Here is a 12,771-nt window from a genome sequence, read left to right on the forward strand (position 1 = left end):
AGGGGCATCGGGCCGGGGGCTGTGCGACCTCCGCGCCACTGGACGGCGCGGCGCGGCGGGGCGACAACCCTCCCATGAGCACGCCGGATTCCTATGACGTCATCATCGCCGGGGCCGGCATGGCCGGGGCCGGTTTCGCCCTGGCCGCGGCCCAGGCCGGGTTGAAGGTGGTGCTGGTCGATCCGCAGCCGTTCCCGGCCCAGCTGGCCCCGACCTTCGACGGCCGCTCGACCGCCATCGCCTTTTCGACCTTCCGCATGCTGGACGCCCTCGGTCTGGGCCCCGCGCTGCGCCCCCAGGCCTGCCGCATGGACCGGATCCTGGTCACCGACGGGCGACGGCCGGGGGCGGCGTCAAAGGCCGCCTCCCCCGCCTATCTGCGCTTCGACGCCGACGAGATCGGCGACCGTACCGGCGGCGAGCCGCTGGGCTATATGGTCGAGAACCGCCACATCCGCACGGCCCTGGCCGAGGCGGTCACGGCCGCCGGGATCGAGGTCCGGGCTCCGGCGTCGGTGGCGACGGTCGCGGTCGGACCGGCGCGGGCGCGGGTGACCCTGGCCGACGGGACGGGGCTGGAGGCCCCGCTGGTGGTCGGGGCCGAGGGCCGCAACTCGCCGGTGCGCACGGCGGCCCGGATCGACACGGTCGGCTGGGGCTACGGCCAGAGCGGGGTGGTCGCCACGGTGCGGCTGGGCCGCGACCATGGCAATGTCGCCCATGAGTATTTCCTGCCCGGCGGCCCGTTCGCCATCCTGCCGCTGACCGATCAGCGCGCCAGCCTGGTTTGGACCGAGACCACGCGCCGGGCCGAGGCGCTGCGGACAGCGTCGGATGCGGCCTTTTCCGCCCATCTGATGCGGCGCTTCGGCGAGTTTCTGGACGGGGCCACCGTCGAGGGGCCGCGCTTCGTCTATCCGCTGTCGCTGTCGCTGGCCGAGGCCCTGACCGCGCCGCGCATCGCCCTGATCGGCGACGCGGCCCACGGGGTCCATCCGGTGGCGGGCCAGGGGCTGAACATGGGGTTGAAGGACGCCGCCGCCCTGGCCGAGGTGCTGGCCGAGGCGATGCGGCTGGGTGAGGACATCGGGGCCGGGACGGTGCTGGATCGCTATGCCCGCTGGCGCCGTTTCGACAATGTGGCGCTGGCGGCCGGGTTCGACGCCTTTGTGCGGCTGTTCTCGAACGATCTGCCGCCGGTACGGCTGGCGCGCGGTCTGGGCATCGCCCTGGTCAACCGGGTCGGCCCGCTGCGCCGGGCCTTCATGCAGGAGGCGGGGGGGGCGACCGGCGATCTGCCGCGCCTGCTGAAGGGGGAGCCGGTCTGATGCGGGGTCTGGTCTGGGCAGCGATCCTTGGGCTGGCGGGGTGTGCCACGGTCGCGCCGGACGGACCCGCGGGTCCGGCGGCGGCGGATCTGGCGGCCCTGCTGGCAGTGAATCGTGTCGAGGTCCCGCAATTGCGCCGGGTGCAATGCGTCTTCATCGCCGAAGAGGGCTCGGAATGGGCCTGTCGCTACGAGGAGCGGTCCCGCGAGGGGTTCTGGGTCGGGCTGTCGACCATGGTGGCGCAGGCCGGGGCGGGCTGGGAATTGATCGACCGGCCGTGCAGCGCCGACGCGGCCCTGGCGGATCGGGGACGTTGCCGCCGCTAGTCCAGTTTGCGGGCTTCCTCGGGCAGCATGATCGGCACGCCGTCGCGGATCGGATAGGCCAGTCTGGCCCCTTTCGAGACCAGTTCCTGGCGCGTGCGGTCATAGGTCAGCCGCCCGCGGGTGACGGGGCAGATCAGGATCTCGAGCAGGCGCGGATCGACCGAGACGGGGGTATGGAAATTGTCGCTCATGACGCTGTCATACGCCCTGATCGCCCGGCGGGGTAGCGTGGATAAAGGCTCCGCGCTCAAGCAGGCCAAGGGCCGATAGCGCCGATTACTGGATGGACGGCGGGCCTTCGCCATCGCCGGTGTCGGCGGCGTCGATGCGCATCAGGGCAGTCAGAACCTCGGCGCGGTCCATCAGGCTCATGGCCTCGATCAGCGCCTGTTTCTCGGCCGGTTCAAACGGCAGGGCCATCGACAGGCTGTTGATCAGGGCCTCGGGCGGCGCGGATTCCGCCGTTTCCCAGTCGATTTCCAGGCCGCGGTTCTCGAGATAGGCGCGCAGGGCGTCGAGGAAGGGTTCGCGATCCATCTCCAGATCCGCCGGGGGCGAGACCAGGTCGGCCGCATAGGCGGAATAGTCGGCGCGGACCTGGCGATAGGGTCCCTGGGCCGGCAGTTCGGCGGTGACGCGGAAGCGGGCGCAGCCGGTCAGGGTCACCAGATAGCGGCCGTCGGAGGTCTCGGCGAAGCTGGTGATGCGGCCGACACAGCCGACCGGGGACAGGACCGGTAGTTCCGCGGGGCCGCCGGCGGGCTGGACCATACCGAGGATGCGGTCGCCGGCCATCGCGTCGTCGATCATGTTCAGATAGCGCGGCTCGAAGATGTTCAGCGGCAGCTGGCCGCGCGGCAGCAGGATGGTCCCGGGCAGCGGAAAGACCGGCACCACCTGGGGCAGGTCGGCGGCCTTGATATAGCCCTGGGCCATCATCGATCCCCCTAGGCGAACAGGATGGAGGACAGGCGTTTGCGCCCGTCACGGGCGACCTCTGACGAGGGCCCCGCGGCCTCGAACACGGTCAGAAGCTGTTTGCGCGCGGCCTGGTCGTTCCAGTCGCGGTCGGCCCGGACGATGGTCAGCAGATGGTCGACGGCCCCGCCGAAGTCGCCGCCGGCGGCGCAGGCGGCAGCCAGGTCGAAGCGGGCCTGGTGGTCGGACGGATCGGCGGCGACGCGGGCCTCCAGGGCCGTGGCCTCATGGTCGGGCGCGGCCGAGGCCAGGGCCAGCTGGGCGCGTACGCTCTGCACGGCGGGCTCGGTCGAGTCCTGCGGGGCCATGGCGATGGTCTGACGCGCCTGGTCGGCGTCCCCCCCGGCCAGGTAGACGCGGGCCATGCCGGCGATGGCCTTCTGGTTGTCCGGTTCGAGGTTGAGGACGTCGGCGAAGGCCTGGGCCGCTCCGCCCATGTCGTCGACGGCGAGGGATTCCGCGCCCAGCGACAGCAGGTGCTCGATGTCGGCATTGGCGCTCTCGCCACCGGTCAGCTTGTCGATGAAGGCGCGAATCTGGCTTTCCGGGACTCCGCCCTGGAAGCCGTCGACGGGCTGGCCGTTGACGAAGGCATAGACGGTGGGGATCGACTGGACCTTGAGCTGACCGGCGTAGGCCGGGTTCTTGTCGACGTCGATCTTGACCAGGGCCACGGCCCCGCCGGCGGCGCGCACGGCCTTTTCCAGGGCGGGGGTCAGCTGCCGGCACGGGCCGCACCAGGGGGCCCAGAAGTCGACGATGACCGGCCGGGTTTTCGACGCCTCGATGACCTCGGTCATGAAGCCGGCGTCCGAGCCGTCCTTGATCAGGTCGTCGTCTTTCCGGGTCGGGTCGATGAGGGTCATGGGCACTCCACAGGCGCGCAGGGAACGGGGCGTCGGTCTTCAGATGGTCGCGAAGGGGCCGGGCATCAAGCGAGGGTACTGAAATCAATCACGAGCGGCGTTCGTTCCAGATGGTCGAGAAAGCGGCGGAAGGTCGTCTGGTCGAGGGCGGTGGTCGCCGCATTGGTCAGGGGATGGAAATTGACGATGTCCGCCTCCCACAGCCGCCGGTCCAGCACGAAGGTGACCTGGCGCGCGACATCGTTGATCAGGCCGAGGGCGGTGACCGCACCGGGTCGCACACCGAGGGTGGCCCACATCAGGGCCTCATGGCCGAAAGACAGCCGGTCCGAGCCAATGGCGACGGGGGTGCGCTTCAGGTCGATGGCCGTGTCCTGATGGGCCGAAATCAACCACAGCCGACCCTTTTTGTCCTTGAGGAACAGGTTCTTGGTGTGGGCTCCGGGCAGGGCGGCCCTGATCTCCGGCCCCTCCCCGACGCGGAACACCGGCGGATGATCGAGCGTGGTCTGGGGCAGGCCGGCGGCGGCCATCCAGTCCAGCAGACCTTGGCGATCAAACAGGGGTGGCTTGTCTTCGGTCATCGGCGCTGTCTAGGAAAAGGCATCATCCTCGATACCCGCCGGAGCCTGACTGTGGAACTGGAATGCTATCCGATGACGGCCCGGCCGCCCGACCTGGTGCCCGGACGCCAGTCGCGCAACTGGATGGACGCCTTCGCCAGCCGCCATCCCTACCGCTGCCTGCCGCTGACCATGGCCAACACCACCGGCTGGGAAATCCTGTGCCCGTTCGGTTTCACCGCCGAATGGACCGGCGGACCCAGCCAGGCCGACATCACCATCACGCCCGAACGGCCGACGCGCGAGCTGGAGCATTTCGTCACCTCGCATTTCTCGCGCGGGGTCCTGACCATGCATCCGCAATATCTGTTCCGGACCCCGCCGGGCTGGGGCATGATCTGCTCGGGGTCACCCAACCATGTGAAGGACGGAATCCAGCCCCTGACCGGGTTGATCGAAACCGACTGGCTGCCCTTCCCCTTCACGATGAACTGGATCTTTACCCGGCCGGGGCGGATCAAATTCGAGCGCGGCGAGCCCTTCTGCTTCATCAACCTGATCGAGCATCGCAAGGTCGAACAATTCCAGCCGGTGATCCGGTCGCTGGAGTCCAACCCGGTCATGTCCGGCCAGTTCGAGGCCTGGAACCGGGCCCGGACCGACTTCAACAAGCGACTCGCCTCGGGTGACCCGGACGCCGCCAAGGAAGCGTGGCAGCGCTACTACTTCAAGGGCGAGATTCCCGAGGCGCTCGGCGATGCGCCGGACAGCCACGTCAACAAGCGCCGGCTGAAGACGCCGCGCGTCGGATAGGCCATCGCCCCCGGCCTGAGGCCGGGGGCGCTTCCGTCTAGTTCGGGCGCGACAGACGCGGCCCGACGTTCTGGATCACCTCGCGGGCATCGAAGGCATTGGGATCGTCGGCCGGCTTGGCGCCACGACCCATGACGATCTCGGCCGAGGCCTCGTAACGGTCGATCTGCCGAACGTCGAAATCGCGGCCGAACGGATCGCTCCACGGGCTCCACAGACCACGATGATAGACCTGCCAGTACGGGCTCCAGTAGCGGTAGCGCTCATAAAAGAAGGGATCAGGGGTGGCATTGTAGCGCACGTCGCGGTCGGTGGCGCGATTGACGGTCGAGAACCAGTCATAGCCGTCCTGCACCGTCAGCTCGGCGGACCGCAGCAGCAGGCCCATCTCGACCTGTTCGCGCGTGGTCACCGAATTGCCGGCGAAGGATACCCGGTAGCGGTTGGACTCGAGTCGCTGTTCGGCATAGCCGCCACGCTGGCCCTGGAAACCGGCAGGCTGATACGGGGTGGCGGTGGCACAGGCAGACAGGGCGAGGGCCGCCGCAGCCGCCAGGATCGCCGGTCTGGTGAGCAGATGTCTCATGCAAGGTCTCCTCATGGGCCCGCAGGGGTCGCTGGGAGGAAAACGGAAGCTGCACCGTCCGGTTCCGCCGCCAGCGCCGCTACAGGCGCGACACAATCAACAGGGCGGCGAGGAGCAGGAGGATCCCGGTCAGGAGCCCGAAGCCGCGCCGGAAGCGGGGCTCGGCCATCCGTCGGGCCAGCGCCGCTCCGCCCAGACCGTAGGCGGACATGGTGATCACGTCCATGCCGATGGTGGCCAGGGCAAACAGGGCCAGCTGCGGCGCGGCGGGGCGATTCACGTCGAGAAAGGGCGGTAGCACGGCGGTAAAGAACAGCACGGCCTTGGGGTTGGCGATCTGGACCATGAAACCGTCGAGAATGGCGCTGCGGCCGAGACGAATGGTCGCGGATTCCGGGTCGGCGGCGGTGGCGAAGACCCCGCGCAGGGCGCGGACACCCAGCCAGGCGACATAGAGGGCCCCGCCGATCGAGACGATACGGAAGGCGGCGGGAAAGGCGGTCACCAGGGCCCCGAGGCCGAGGGCGGCGGCCGCGAACCAGACCAGGGTGGCGGCGTTCATCCCCAGCACCCCGGCCAGGGCCCCGGCCGGCCCCCGTTTTACGCCATTGGCGACCGAGAACAGATTGGCCGGGCCCGGCGTGGCGGCCATCACGGCCATTACGCCCAGAAAGGCGGCGTACAGGTGCGGATCGACGGGCAGAACCATATTGCCCTGTCGGGGGTGACGGCGCTCAGGTCAAGGGGACTCAGTGATCGGTGGGGCCCGGGGCCGGACCGATGTCGTCCATGTTGTCGACGGTCGCCTCCACCTCGTCGACGGCATCGATCGCCTGTCCCAGCACATAGTCGGCCATCAGGCCGTAGGTGACCATGTGTTCGGGATCGTTCGAGGCCCAGGCCCCGTTGCGGGCGACACCGCCGGCCATGGCCAGGGCCCCCTGCATGTCGATCCCGGCGAGCGCCTCGGCCGCGACCGACTCGAGATCGACGCCCGCGAGGGCCTCGGCGGCGAGGGCGGTGGCATGCATCGCCGCCGTGGCGGCGAAGGCGGCGACGTCCGGTTGATACTCGGCCCACAGGGCGGCCATGCGGGTTTCGCGTTCTGCCTCGGGCAGGGCCTGGTCCAGGGACAGGGCCGCGGCCCGCTCGCCGAAGCCCTCCATCCGCGCCTCGAACGCTTCGGCGGCATGTTCAATGGCGGCCTCGGACGGACTCACGGCGTCCTGGGCCAGGGCGCTGGACAGCGGCAGGAGGGCGAGGCCGGCGACGAGTGACAGGGCCTTGATCATGGCGCGATTCCTTCTGGTCTGAGCGGGAAGGTCCGCCGAACACCGGTCCGGCTCAAGTGAAATCGCGGTAAGGTGGTGGTCGGCGGGCCCGCCCTTTCGTTCCGTGCGATGCCTAGTTGGCGGCGGCCTGGTTCGCGATCAACGTCCGGGCCCCGGCGCGCATCTGATCGGGCAGGCCTTCGAGGGACTGGCGCACCGCGGTCCTGGCGGCGTCCATACCCTGCCGTGCCGCGTCGTCCGGCGCGCCGGCGGCCTCGCTGTCGATGAAGCGGTCGAAATCGGCGAGGAAGGCGGCGATGTCCGGCTGGTAGCTGGCGAGGACGGCGTTGACGGCAGCCATGCCGCGGTCCTGGTCGCCCGCGGCCCCGTCGACGGCCGCCTTGAACTCGATATTCATCTGCGCCATCCGGGCCTTGAAGACCTCGGCGCGGGCCTCGAAGGCCACCGCTTCGGGCGATCGCGCGTCCGCGGAGGCCGGGGTCGCCTGCGGCACCATACCGGCCAGGGCCGGCGTGGCGAAGGCGAGGGCGGCGGCGAGCGAGAGGGCCTTGATCATCGTGCGGTTCCTTGGGTTCGGGCCGGAGGATCAAGCCACGACCGGTCCGACTCAAGTGAAATCGCGTTAAGTCGCGGCCCGCCGACCGGCAGGCTCAGCCCCGCGAGCGGGCGTCGCGGCGACCCAGAACCCGCAGGCGCAGGGCGTTCAGCTTGATGAAGCCGGCCGCGTCACGGTGGTCATAGGCCTGGACACCCTCTTCGAAGGTGACCAGGTCCTGATCGTAGAGGCTGTCGGGGCTCTCGCGGCCGATGACGGTGACATTGCCCTTGTAGAGCTTGACCCGGACCGTGCCGTTGACGCGGGTCTGGCTGTGGTCGATGGCCGCCTGCAGCATCTCGCGCTCCGGCGCGAACCAGAAGCCGTTGTAGACCAGGTGGGCGTATTTGACGGCCAGCTCGTCCTTCAGGTGCATGGCTCCGCCGTCCAGCGTGATCGATTCAATGCCGCGGTGGGCCGCCAGCAGGATGGTGCCGCCCGGGGTCTCGTAGACGCCGCGCGACTTCATACCGACGAAACGGTTCTCGACCAGGTCGAGGCGGCCGACGCCGTTATCGTGGCCATACTCATTGAGTTTGGTCAGCAGGGTCGCGGGCGACATGGCCACGCCGTCAATGGCGACCGGATCACCCTTTTCGAAGGCGATGGTGATGACGGTCGCCCTGTCCGGCGCATCCTCGGGGCTGATGGTGCGCTGGTGCACGAACTCCGGGGCCTCGACCGCCGGGTCCTCCAGCACCTTGCCCTCGGAGGAGGAGTGCAGAAGATTGGCGTCGACGCTGAACGGGGCCTCGCCGCGCTTGTCCTTGGAGATCGGGATCTGGTGCGCCTCGGCGAAGGCCAGCAGGGCCTCGCGCGACTTGAACTCCCACTCGCGCCACGGGGCGATGACGTGGATGTCGGGCTCCAGCGCATAGTAGCCGAGCTCGAACCGGACCTGGTCATTGCCCTTGCCGGTGGCCCCGTGACAGACGGAATCGGCGCCGAGCATGCGGGCGATCTCGATCTGGCGCTTGGCGATCAGCGGCCGGGCGATCGAGGTGCCGAGCAGATATTGGCCCTCATAGACGGCGTTGGCGCGGAACATCGGAAAGACGAAGTCGCGCACGAACTCCTCGCGCAGATCGTCTACGAAGATGTTCTCGGGCTTGATGCCCATCTTCAGCGCCTTCTCGCGCGCCGGGGCCAGCTCCTCGCCCTGGCCGAGGTCGGCGGTGAAGGTGATGACCTCGGCGTTGTACTCGGTCTGCAGCCATTTCAGGATGATCGAGGTGTCGAGACCGCCGGAATAGGCGAGGACAACCTTGCGGGGGGCGGTCTTGGCGGTGGCGGTCATGGCGCGGATCCTTGGCGAACGCGGGGCGGCGTATCGAGCGGCTTAAACGGCGAGACGGCCGGGGATGCAAGGGCGGGATTGTGACCGGTTTCGGCCGTGCCCGCTGGCGTCGTGGCCACGGCGCCCTATGTGTCGGGCCTCGACCCCTGCCGGGAGTGCTGCCTCATGACCGAACCCGTGACCGATCCCATCGACCCGCCCGCGCCCGCCTTCAACACCGACGTGCCCGGGGCCACGCCGGAACGCCCGCTGAGCCCGGCCGCGCGCCGGGCCCTGCTGGAGGCGGCCGAGCGCCGGGACCGGGCCGTCGCCGCCGAGGCTGCCGTCGAACACGGCGGACCGACCGGTCCCGAGCCGACCCGCTACGGCGACTGGGAGAAGAAGGGCCTGGCCGTCGATTTCTGAATCCGGACGGCGTCCGTGCCCCGGCTTCAACCCTGTATGGGGAAATCGGTCGGCCGGCTTTCCCCTGCCCGGTGCAACCGGGTCCGATCCGGCCGCGGTCGGCCTAGAAGGGACGATCGTTATTGAGGATCGGCCTGATGCGTAGCCTTTTGACGGCGGCGGCTGCCGCCCTTCTGATTGCAGGACAGGCCCAGGCCGGCGAGCGCCCGGGCGGCCATGGTGGCGGCCGTGGCGGTGGTCACAACCCGCCGCCCACCCCCTGTTGCGCCCACCCCGGCGGCGGCCATGGCAACGTCAATGTCAATGTCAGCGCCCAGGCCTCGGCCTCGGCCGCGGCCTACGGGTCGGCCTATGGCTCGGCCCGCACCTGGAGCGGCGGCGCGGTGCGCGGCGGTACCGGCGGCGGCGTCATCTATACCGGCGGCGGCGGCTACTGGGGCGGCGAGACCTACGGTTACGGCTATGGCGGCGGCGTCTTCTACGGCGGGATCGGCGTTGACGTCAGTGGCCAGGCCGGGCCCAGCCGGCCGTTCGGCTATGGGGTCCGGGGGTTTGGCCGGGACTATCGCACGGTGTCGTCAGGGTCGGTTCATGGCGGCCGCGCCGTCGAGGACAGCCGCTACGGCGCGCGTTACGAACGCTCGACCTATCGGGACTCCTATCATGAGGAGTCCTCCTACGAGGCCAGCTACGGGTCGGCACTGTCCTGTGGCGGGCATGACCATCGTCGCGACGAGCGGCCGCATGACGGCGGCTGCGACCATGCGGGGCCGCCGCCCCACGCCCATGCGCCGGTGTCCGGACCCGGCTACTACGGTGACCCGTCGCCGCCCGCCTATGCGGCTCCGCCGCCGCACCACAATTATCGCCAGGAGCCCGGCGAGCGGGGCTAGGCCCTAGGCGGCCCCGACTCCGTCCATCTCGCCGGCAATCCGGGCCGCGGCCATCAGCGGATTGGGCGCGGCGATGACCGGACGGGCCACGACCAGATGGCTGGCGCCGGCGCGCAGGGCCTCGGCCGGGGTGGCGACGCGCTGCTGGTCGCCGCGGTCGGCCCCGGCGGGCCGTACGCCCGGGGTGACCACGAGGAAGTCGGGCCGGCCGGCCGCGCGGGCCAGGGCCCGGGCCCGAGCGGCCTCCAGCGGACTGGAGACAACGCCGTCGACGCCGCAGTCGAGCGCCTGGCGCACCCGGCGCTCGACCAGATCGGCGGGGCTGAAACCGTAACCGATGTCGGTCAGGTCAGCCTGGGACAGGCTGGTCAGGACGGTGACGGCGAGAATTCTTGTCTCAAGGTCGCCACGCCCGCGCACCGCCCCCCGCATCACCTGGGGCTCGGCATGGACGGTGAGCAGGTCGCAGCCGCCCTCGGCCACGGCGCGGGCCGCCCCTTCGACCTGGGCCCCGATGTCGTGCAGCTTCCAGTCCTGGAACACCGACTTGCCCATCGCGCGCAGCTCATGGGCAAAGGCCACGCCGCCGGGTCGGGCCAGCAGGCTGAGGCCGACCTTGTAGTGGGTGACGACGTCGCCGATGGCGGTGACCATGGCCCGGGCCGCCTCGATCGACGGCAGGTCGAGGCCGACGATCAGGCGCGGATCGCTGAGCAGCGGAGAGGTCATCGACGGGCTCCGGATGACCGGCTATGGGTGGACGTTCAATATGTCGCACCCCACCGGGTGGTGACTCGAGAAGTGGGAGACGCAGGCAATGGACGCGGTCGATCTGGGGGTCAACCTGTTCGTGGCGCTGTTCGCCCTTGTCGATCCGATCGGCAATATTCCCATTTTCGCCGCCGCCACCGCCGGGGCCAGCGCGCGCCAGCGGATGCAGGTCACCTTCCTGCTGTGCCTGTTCATCGTCGGCTTCCTCGTCGTCTTCTTCTTCAGCGGACTGGTGTTACTGCAGTTCTTCGGCATCTCGCTGGCGGCCTTCCGCATCGCCGGCGGCATCCTGTTGCTGCTGCTGGGGCTCGACATGACCCGCGGCGACTTCCTCAAGATGTTCGCCGACGCCGATGCGGTCGCCGACGCCGCCGATGTGCGCGGCTATGCCAAACGTCGTTTCCAGCGGCTGGTGGTGCCGTTCGCCATGCCGCTGCTGATCGGCCCGGGCGCGATCTCGACCATCATCATCCAGGCCGGTGAGGCCGAGAAGATCGGCACAGCCGGGACCGTGGCCGGACTGGTCGCCATCGGTGCGGCCGGGGTCGCCACCTTCATCTGTTTCGCCCTGACCGGCCCGATCAGCCGGCTGCTGGGCGATGTCGGCATGACCATCGTCGTGCGGGTGCTGGGCCTGATCCTGTGTGCCCTGGCCATCCAGTTCATGCTGGCCGGCCTCGGCGAGGCCCTGCCCGGCATGTTCAGCGGTGATGTCACCGCCCCCTATCCGGCCGGCGGTCACTAGGGCCCTCAGGCAAGGCCTAGAGCCGCTTCAGCCGTTTCGCGTGTCCGCCGACCATCCCCAGGGCCACCGCGTCCGGCAGCAGTTTGGGCAACAGGGCCAGAAGATTGTTCATGATCCCCGGCGCGACCTTCGGGCGGTTGGCCTCGCAGGCGCGGTAGCCGACCCGGGCCACATGGCCGGCGCTCTGCCACATCCACGCCGGATAGGCGGCCGAGACCTGGTCCCGGGTGCCGTTGACGTCATGGAATTCGGTCAGGGTGTAGCCCGGGCACAGGGCGGTGACGTGGACGCCGGTGCCGCGCAGCTCCAGATGCAGGCCGGCCGTGGCCTTGGTCAGGAAACTCTTGATCGGACCATACAGGGTGTCGCCCCCGGTGGCCGGCATCTGGCCGGCCAGCGAGGACACATTGAGAATCCGGCCGAAGCCGCGGGCGACCATATCGGGGGCCAGTCGCCGGCACAGGGCGACCGGAGCGGTCAGCATGACCCGGATCATCGCCGCATGCCGGGCCGGATCGGTGTTGAGGAAGCCGTCGGTGCAGCTGAATCCGGCATTGTTGACCAAGCCGTCGACGGTCAGGCCGCGGGCCGACAGGTCGGCGACGAGACGGTCGGGGGCGTCGGGATCGGCGAGGTCGGCGGTCAGGACGGTGACGTTGCAGCCGTGGGCCGCGGTCAGAGCGGCGGCCAGGGTCTCGAGCGGGGCGCGACGGCGGGCCGTCAGGACCAGATCCCAGCCCTCCGCGGCATAGACCCGGGCCAGGGCGGCCCCGATGCCGGCCGAGGCACCGGTGATGAGGACGGTCCGCCGCGGGTCGCTCACGCCGGGACCGTGGCCCGGTCCGGCAGGACGATGCCGGCGAGGGCCGCCGGATCGGTGGCCAGCAGATCGGCGATGGTGATGCGGGACAGGGCCTCGGCCGCGGCGGTGTTGGCGGCGATCAGGGCCTTGCCGACCTGGCGGGGGATGTGTTCACCGACGGGGCAGCCTCTCGCCCCCGCGGGCGGCGAGCCGAGGTGGGCGCAGCCGTGGACCGCGTGCAGCACGGTATCGAGGGCGATGTCTTCCGGCCGGTGCAGCAGCCAGGCCCCGCCGCTGGCCCCCGGCCGGGTGGCGATCAGCCCGGCGCGGGCCAGCAGGGCGGTGACGCGACGGACAACGACGGGATTGGTCGGTACCGAACAGGCCAGAACGGCGCTGGCGATGGCCTGACCGGGCGCAAAGGCGTCCTTGTGGGCCAGATAGGCCAGCACATGGGCGGCGACGGGAAAGCGTTGACTGTCTGACATGGTGTGACCGTGAAGGTAGGGCG

The 12,771-nt window shown here is 69.9% G+C and carries 18 protein-coding genes; 6 read left to right on the forward strand and 12 right to left on the reverse strand.

Annotated elements, in window-relative coordinates:
• Positions 1 to 74: 74 nt before the first annotated feature.
• Together AACZ75_RS08885 and AACZ75_RS08890 are read left to right on the forward strand one after the other, a co-directional pair.
• Positions 75 to 1,328: a UbiH/UbiF/VisC/COQ6 family ubiquinone biosynthesis hydroxylase gene (locus AACZ75_RS08885; RefSeq protein ID WP_339872493.1), complete on the forward strand. Its 1,254-nt coding sequence runs from the start codon at positions 75 to 77 to the stop codon at positions 1,326 to 1,328.
• On the forward strand, positions 1,328 to 1,654 hold the full coding sequence (locus AACZ75_RS08890; protein ID WP_339872494.1) for a hypothetical protein: 327 nt from the start codon (positions 1,328 to 1,330) through the stop codon (positions 1,652 to 1,654). The genes AACZ75_RS08885 and AACZ75_RS08890 overlap by 1 nt, the downstream gene beginning before the upstream one ends.
• Here AACZ75_RS08890 and AACZ75_RS08895 read toward each other — a convergent pair.
• From AACZ75_RS08895 to AACZ75_RS08910, 4 genes are all read right to left on the reverse strand, one after another.
• Complete coding sequence (locus tag AACZ75_RS08895) at positions 1,651 to 1,845, reverse strand: Trm112 family protein (protein WP_339872495.1); 195 nt, start codon at positions 1,843 to 1,845, stop codon at positions 1,651 to 1,653. The two genes, AACZ75_RS08890 and AACZ75_RS08895, sit on opposite strands and share 4 nt — an antisense overlap.
• Before the next feature lie 85 nt (positions 1,846 to 1,930).
• Positions 1,931 to 2,590, reverse strand: a complete 660-nt coding sequence (locus AACZ75_RS08900) for an LON peptidase substrate-binding domain-containing protein (protein WP_339872496.1) — start codon at positions 2,588 to 2,590, stop codon at positions 1,931 to 1,933.
• An 11-nt stretch (positions 2,591 to 2,601) separates the two neighbouring features.
• Complete coding sequence (locus AACZ75_RS08905; RefSeq protein WP_339872497.1) at positions 2,602 to 3,498, reverse strand: co-chaperone YbbN; 897 nt, start codon at positions 3,496 to 3,498, stop codon at positions 2,602 to 2,604.
• A 65-nt stretch (positions 3,499 to 3,563) separates the two neighbouring features.
• Positions 3,564 to 4,082 (reverse strand): prolyl-tRNA synthetase associated domain-containing protein, encoded by a 519-nt coding sequence (locus AACZ75_RS08910; protein ID WP_339872498.1) that lies wholly within the window; start codon positions 4,080 to 4,082, stop codon positions 3,564 to 3,566.
• 51 nt (positions 4,083 to 4,133) lie between these two features.
• On the opposite strand from AACZ75_RS08910, the gene AACZ75_RS08915 reads away from it, so the two are divergent.
• Positions 4,134 to 4,874: a DUF6065 family protein gene (locus tag AACZ75_RS08915; RefSeq protein WP_339872499.1), complete on the forward strand. Its 741-nt coding sequence runs from the start codon at positions 4,134 to 4,136 to the stop codon at positions 4,872 to 4,874.
• A gap of 37 nt (positions 4,875 to 4,911) precedes the next feature.
• On the opposite strand, the gene AACZ75_RS08920 is transcribed toward AACZ75_RS08915, so the two are convergent.
• The 5 genes from AACZ75_RS08920 to AACZ75_RS08940 form a co-directional block, all read right to left on the reverse strand.
• The gene (locus tag AACZ75_RS08920; protein WP_339872500.1) at positions 4,912 to 5,460 is read right to left on the reverse strand and encodes a hypothetical protein; all 549 of its coding nucleotides are present in this window, start codon (positions 5,458 to 5,460) and stop codon (positions 4,912 to 4,914) included.
• A 79-nt stretch (positions 5,461 to 5,539) separates the two neighbouring features.
• Complete coding sequence (locus AACZ75_RS08925) at positions 5,540 to 6,169, reverse strand: LysE family translocator (protein ID WP_339872501.1); 630 nt, start codon at positions 6,167 to 6,169, stop codon at positions 5,540 to 5,542.
• 40 nt (positions 6,170 to 6,209) lie between these two features.
• Positions 6,210 to 6,752, reverse strand: coding sequence for a hypothetical protein (locus AACZ75_RS08930; protein WP_339872502.1), 543 nt, complete (start codon positions 6,750 to 6,752; stop codon positions 6,210 to 6,212).
• 112 nt (positions 6,753 to 6,864) lie between these two features.
• Positions 6,865 to 7,308 (reverse strand): hypothetical protein, encoded by a 444-nt coding sequence (locus tag AACZ75_RS08935; protein WP_339872503.1) that lies wholly within the window; start codon positions 7,306 to 7,308, stop codon positions 6,865 to 6,867.
• A 94-nt stretch (positions 7,309 to 7,402) separates the two neighbouring features.
• Positions 7,403 to 8,644, reverse strand: a complete 1,242-nt coding sequence (locus tag AACZ75_RS08940; protein ID WP_339872504.1) for an argininosuccinate synthase — start codon at positions 8,642 to 8,644, stop codon at positions 7,403 to 7,405.
• 165 nt (positions 8,645 to 8,809) lie between these two features.
• Here AACZ75_RS08940 and AACZ75_RS08945 point away from each other — a divergent pair, with 165 nt between their 5' ends.
• Positions 8,810 to 9,049, forward strand: coding sequence for a DUF1674 domain-containing protein (locus AACZ75_RS08945; RefSeq protein WP_339872505.1), 240 nt, complete (start codon positions 8,810 to 8,812; stop codon positions 9,047 to 9,049).
• Between the two features lie 137 nt (positions 9,050 to 9,186).
• Entirely contained in the window at positions 9,187 to 9,942 is a 756-nt protein-coding gene (locus AACZ75_RS08950) for a hypothetical protein (protein WP_339872506.1), read from the forward strand.
• A gap of 3 nt (positions 9,943 to 9,945) precedes the next feature.
• Here AACZ75_RS08950 and pyrF read toward each other — a convergent pair whose 3' ends face one another.
• Positions 9,946 to 10,659: an orotidine-5'-phosphate decarboxylase gene (pyrF, locus tag AACZ75_RS08955; RefSeq protein ID WP_339872640.1), complete on the reverse strand. Its 714-nt coding sequence runs from the start codon at positions 10,657 to 10,659 to the stop codon at positions 9,946 to 9,948.
• Between the two features lie 100 nt (positions 10,660 to 10,759).
• On the opposite strand from pyrF, the gene AACZ75_RS08960 reads away from it, so the two are divergent.
• Positions 10,760 to 11,458 carry a MarC family protein gene (locus AACZ75_RS08960; RefSeq protein ID WP_339872507.1) on the forward strand — a complete coding sequence of 233 codons (699 nt, stop codon included), beginning with the start codon at positions 10,760 to 10,762 and terminating at the stop codon, positions 11,456 to 11,458.
• Between the two features lie 16 nt (positions 11,459 to 11,474).
• On the opposite strand, the gene AACZ75_RS08965 is transcribed toward AACZ75_RS08960, so the two are convergent.
• Positions 11,475 to 12,281 carry an SDR family oxidoreductase gene (locus AACZ75_RS08965; RefSeq protein WP_339872508.1) on the reverse strand — a complete coding sequence of 269 codons (807 nt, stop codon included), beginning with the start codon at positions 12,279 to 12,281 and terminating at the stop codon, positions 11,475 to 11,477.
• On the reverse strand, positions 12,278 to 12,748 hold the full coding sequence (locus AACZ75_RS08970) for an Rrf2 family transcriptional regulator (protein ID WP_339872509.1): 471 nt from the start codon (positions 12,746 to 12,748) through the stop codon (positions 12,278 to 12,280). Before AACZ75_RS08970 ends, AACZ75_RS08965 begins: the two co-directional genes overlap by 4 nt.
• Positions 12,749 to 12,771: the final 23 nt, after the last annotated feature.

The organism is uncultured Brevundimonas sp., from assembly GCF_963975535.1.
Lineage (GTDB): Bacteria > Pseudomonadota > Alphaproteobacteria > Caulobacterales > Caulobacteraceae > Brevundimonas.

Excerpts from the sequence above, each read along its gene's own strand:
- AACZ75_RS08895 (WP_339872495.1), bottom strand. The coding sequence starts at position 1,845 with ATGAGCGACAATTTCCATACCCCCGTCTCGGTCGATCCGCGCCTGCTC.
- AACZ75_RS08935 (WP_339872503.1), bottom strand. The coding sequence starts at position 7,308 with ATGATCAAGGCCCTCTCGCTCGCCGCCGCCCTCGCCTTCGCCACGCCG.
- AACZ75_RS08950 (WP_339872506.1), top strand. The coding sequence starts at position 9,187 with ATGCGTAGCCTTTTGACGGCGGCGGCTGCCGCCCTTCTGATTGCAGGA.
- AACZ75_RS08900 (WP_339872496.1), bottom strand. The coding sequence starts at position 2,590 with ATGGCCCAGGGCTATATCAAGGCCGCCGACCTGCCCCAGGTGGTGCCG.
- AACZ75_RS08920 (WP_339872500.1), bottom strand. The coding sequence starts at position 5,460 with ATGAGACATCTGCTCACCAGACCGGCGATCCTGGCGGCTGCGGCGGCC.
- AACZ75_RS08960 (WP_339872507.1), top strand. The coding sequence starts at position 10,760 with ATGGACGCGGTCGATCTGGGGGTCAACCTGTTCGTGGCGCTGTTCGCC.
- AACZ75_RS08930 (WP_339872502.1), bottom strand. The coding sequence starts at position 6,752 with ATGATCAAGGCCCTGTCACTCGTCGCCGGCCTCGCCCTCCTGCCGCTG.
- AACZ75_RS08925 (WP_339872501.1), bottom strand. The coding sequence starts at position 6,169 with ATGGTTCTGCCCGTCGATCCGCACCTGTACGCCGCCTTTCTGGGCGTA.
- AACZ75_RS08945 (WP_339872505.1), top strand. The coding sequence starts at position 8,810 with ATGACCGAACCCGTGACCGATCCCATCGACCCGCCCGCGCCCGCCTTC.
- AACZ75_RS08905 (WP_339872497.1), bottom strand. The coding sequence starts at position 3,498 with ATGACCCTCATCGACCCGACCCGGAAAGACGACGACCTGATCAAGGAC.
- AACZ75_RS08885 (WP_339872493.1), top strand. The coding sequence starts at position 75 with ATGAGCACGCCGGATTCCTATGACGTCATCATCGCCGGGGCCGGCATG.
- AACZ75_RS08890 (WP_339872494.1), top strand. The coding sequence starts at position 1,328 with ATGCGGGGTCTGGTCTGGGCAGCGATCCTTGGGCTGGCGGGGTGTGCC.
- AACZ75_RS08910 (WP_339872498.1), bottom strand. The coding sequence starts at position 4,082 with ATGACCGAAGACAAGCCACCCCTGTTTGATCGCCAAGGTCTGCTGGAC.
- AACZ75_RS08970 (WP_339872509.1), bottom strand. The coding sequence starts at position 12,748 with ATGTCAGACAGTCAACGCTTTCCCGTCGCCGCCCATGTGCTGGCCTAT.
- AACZ75_RS08940 (WP_339872504.1), bottom strand. The coding sequence starts at position 8,644 with ATGACCGCCACCGCCAAGACCGCCCCCCGCAAGGTTGTCCTCGCCTAT.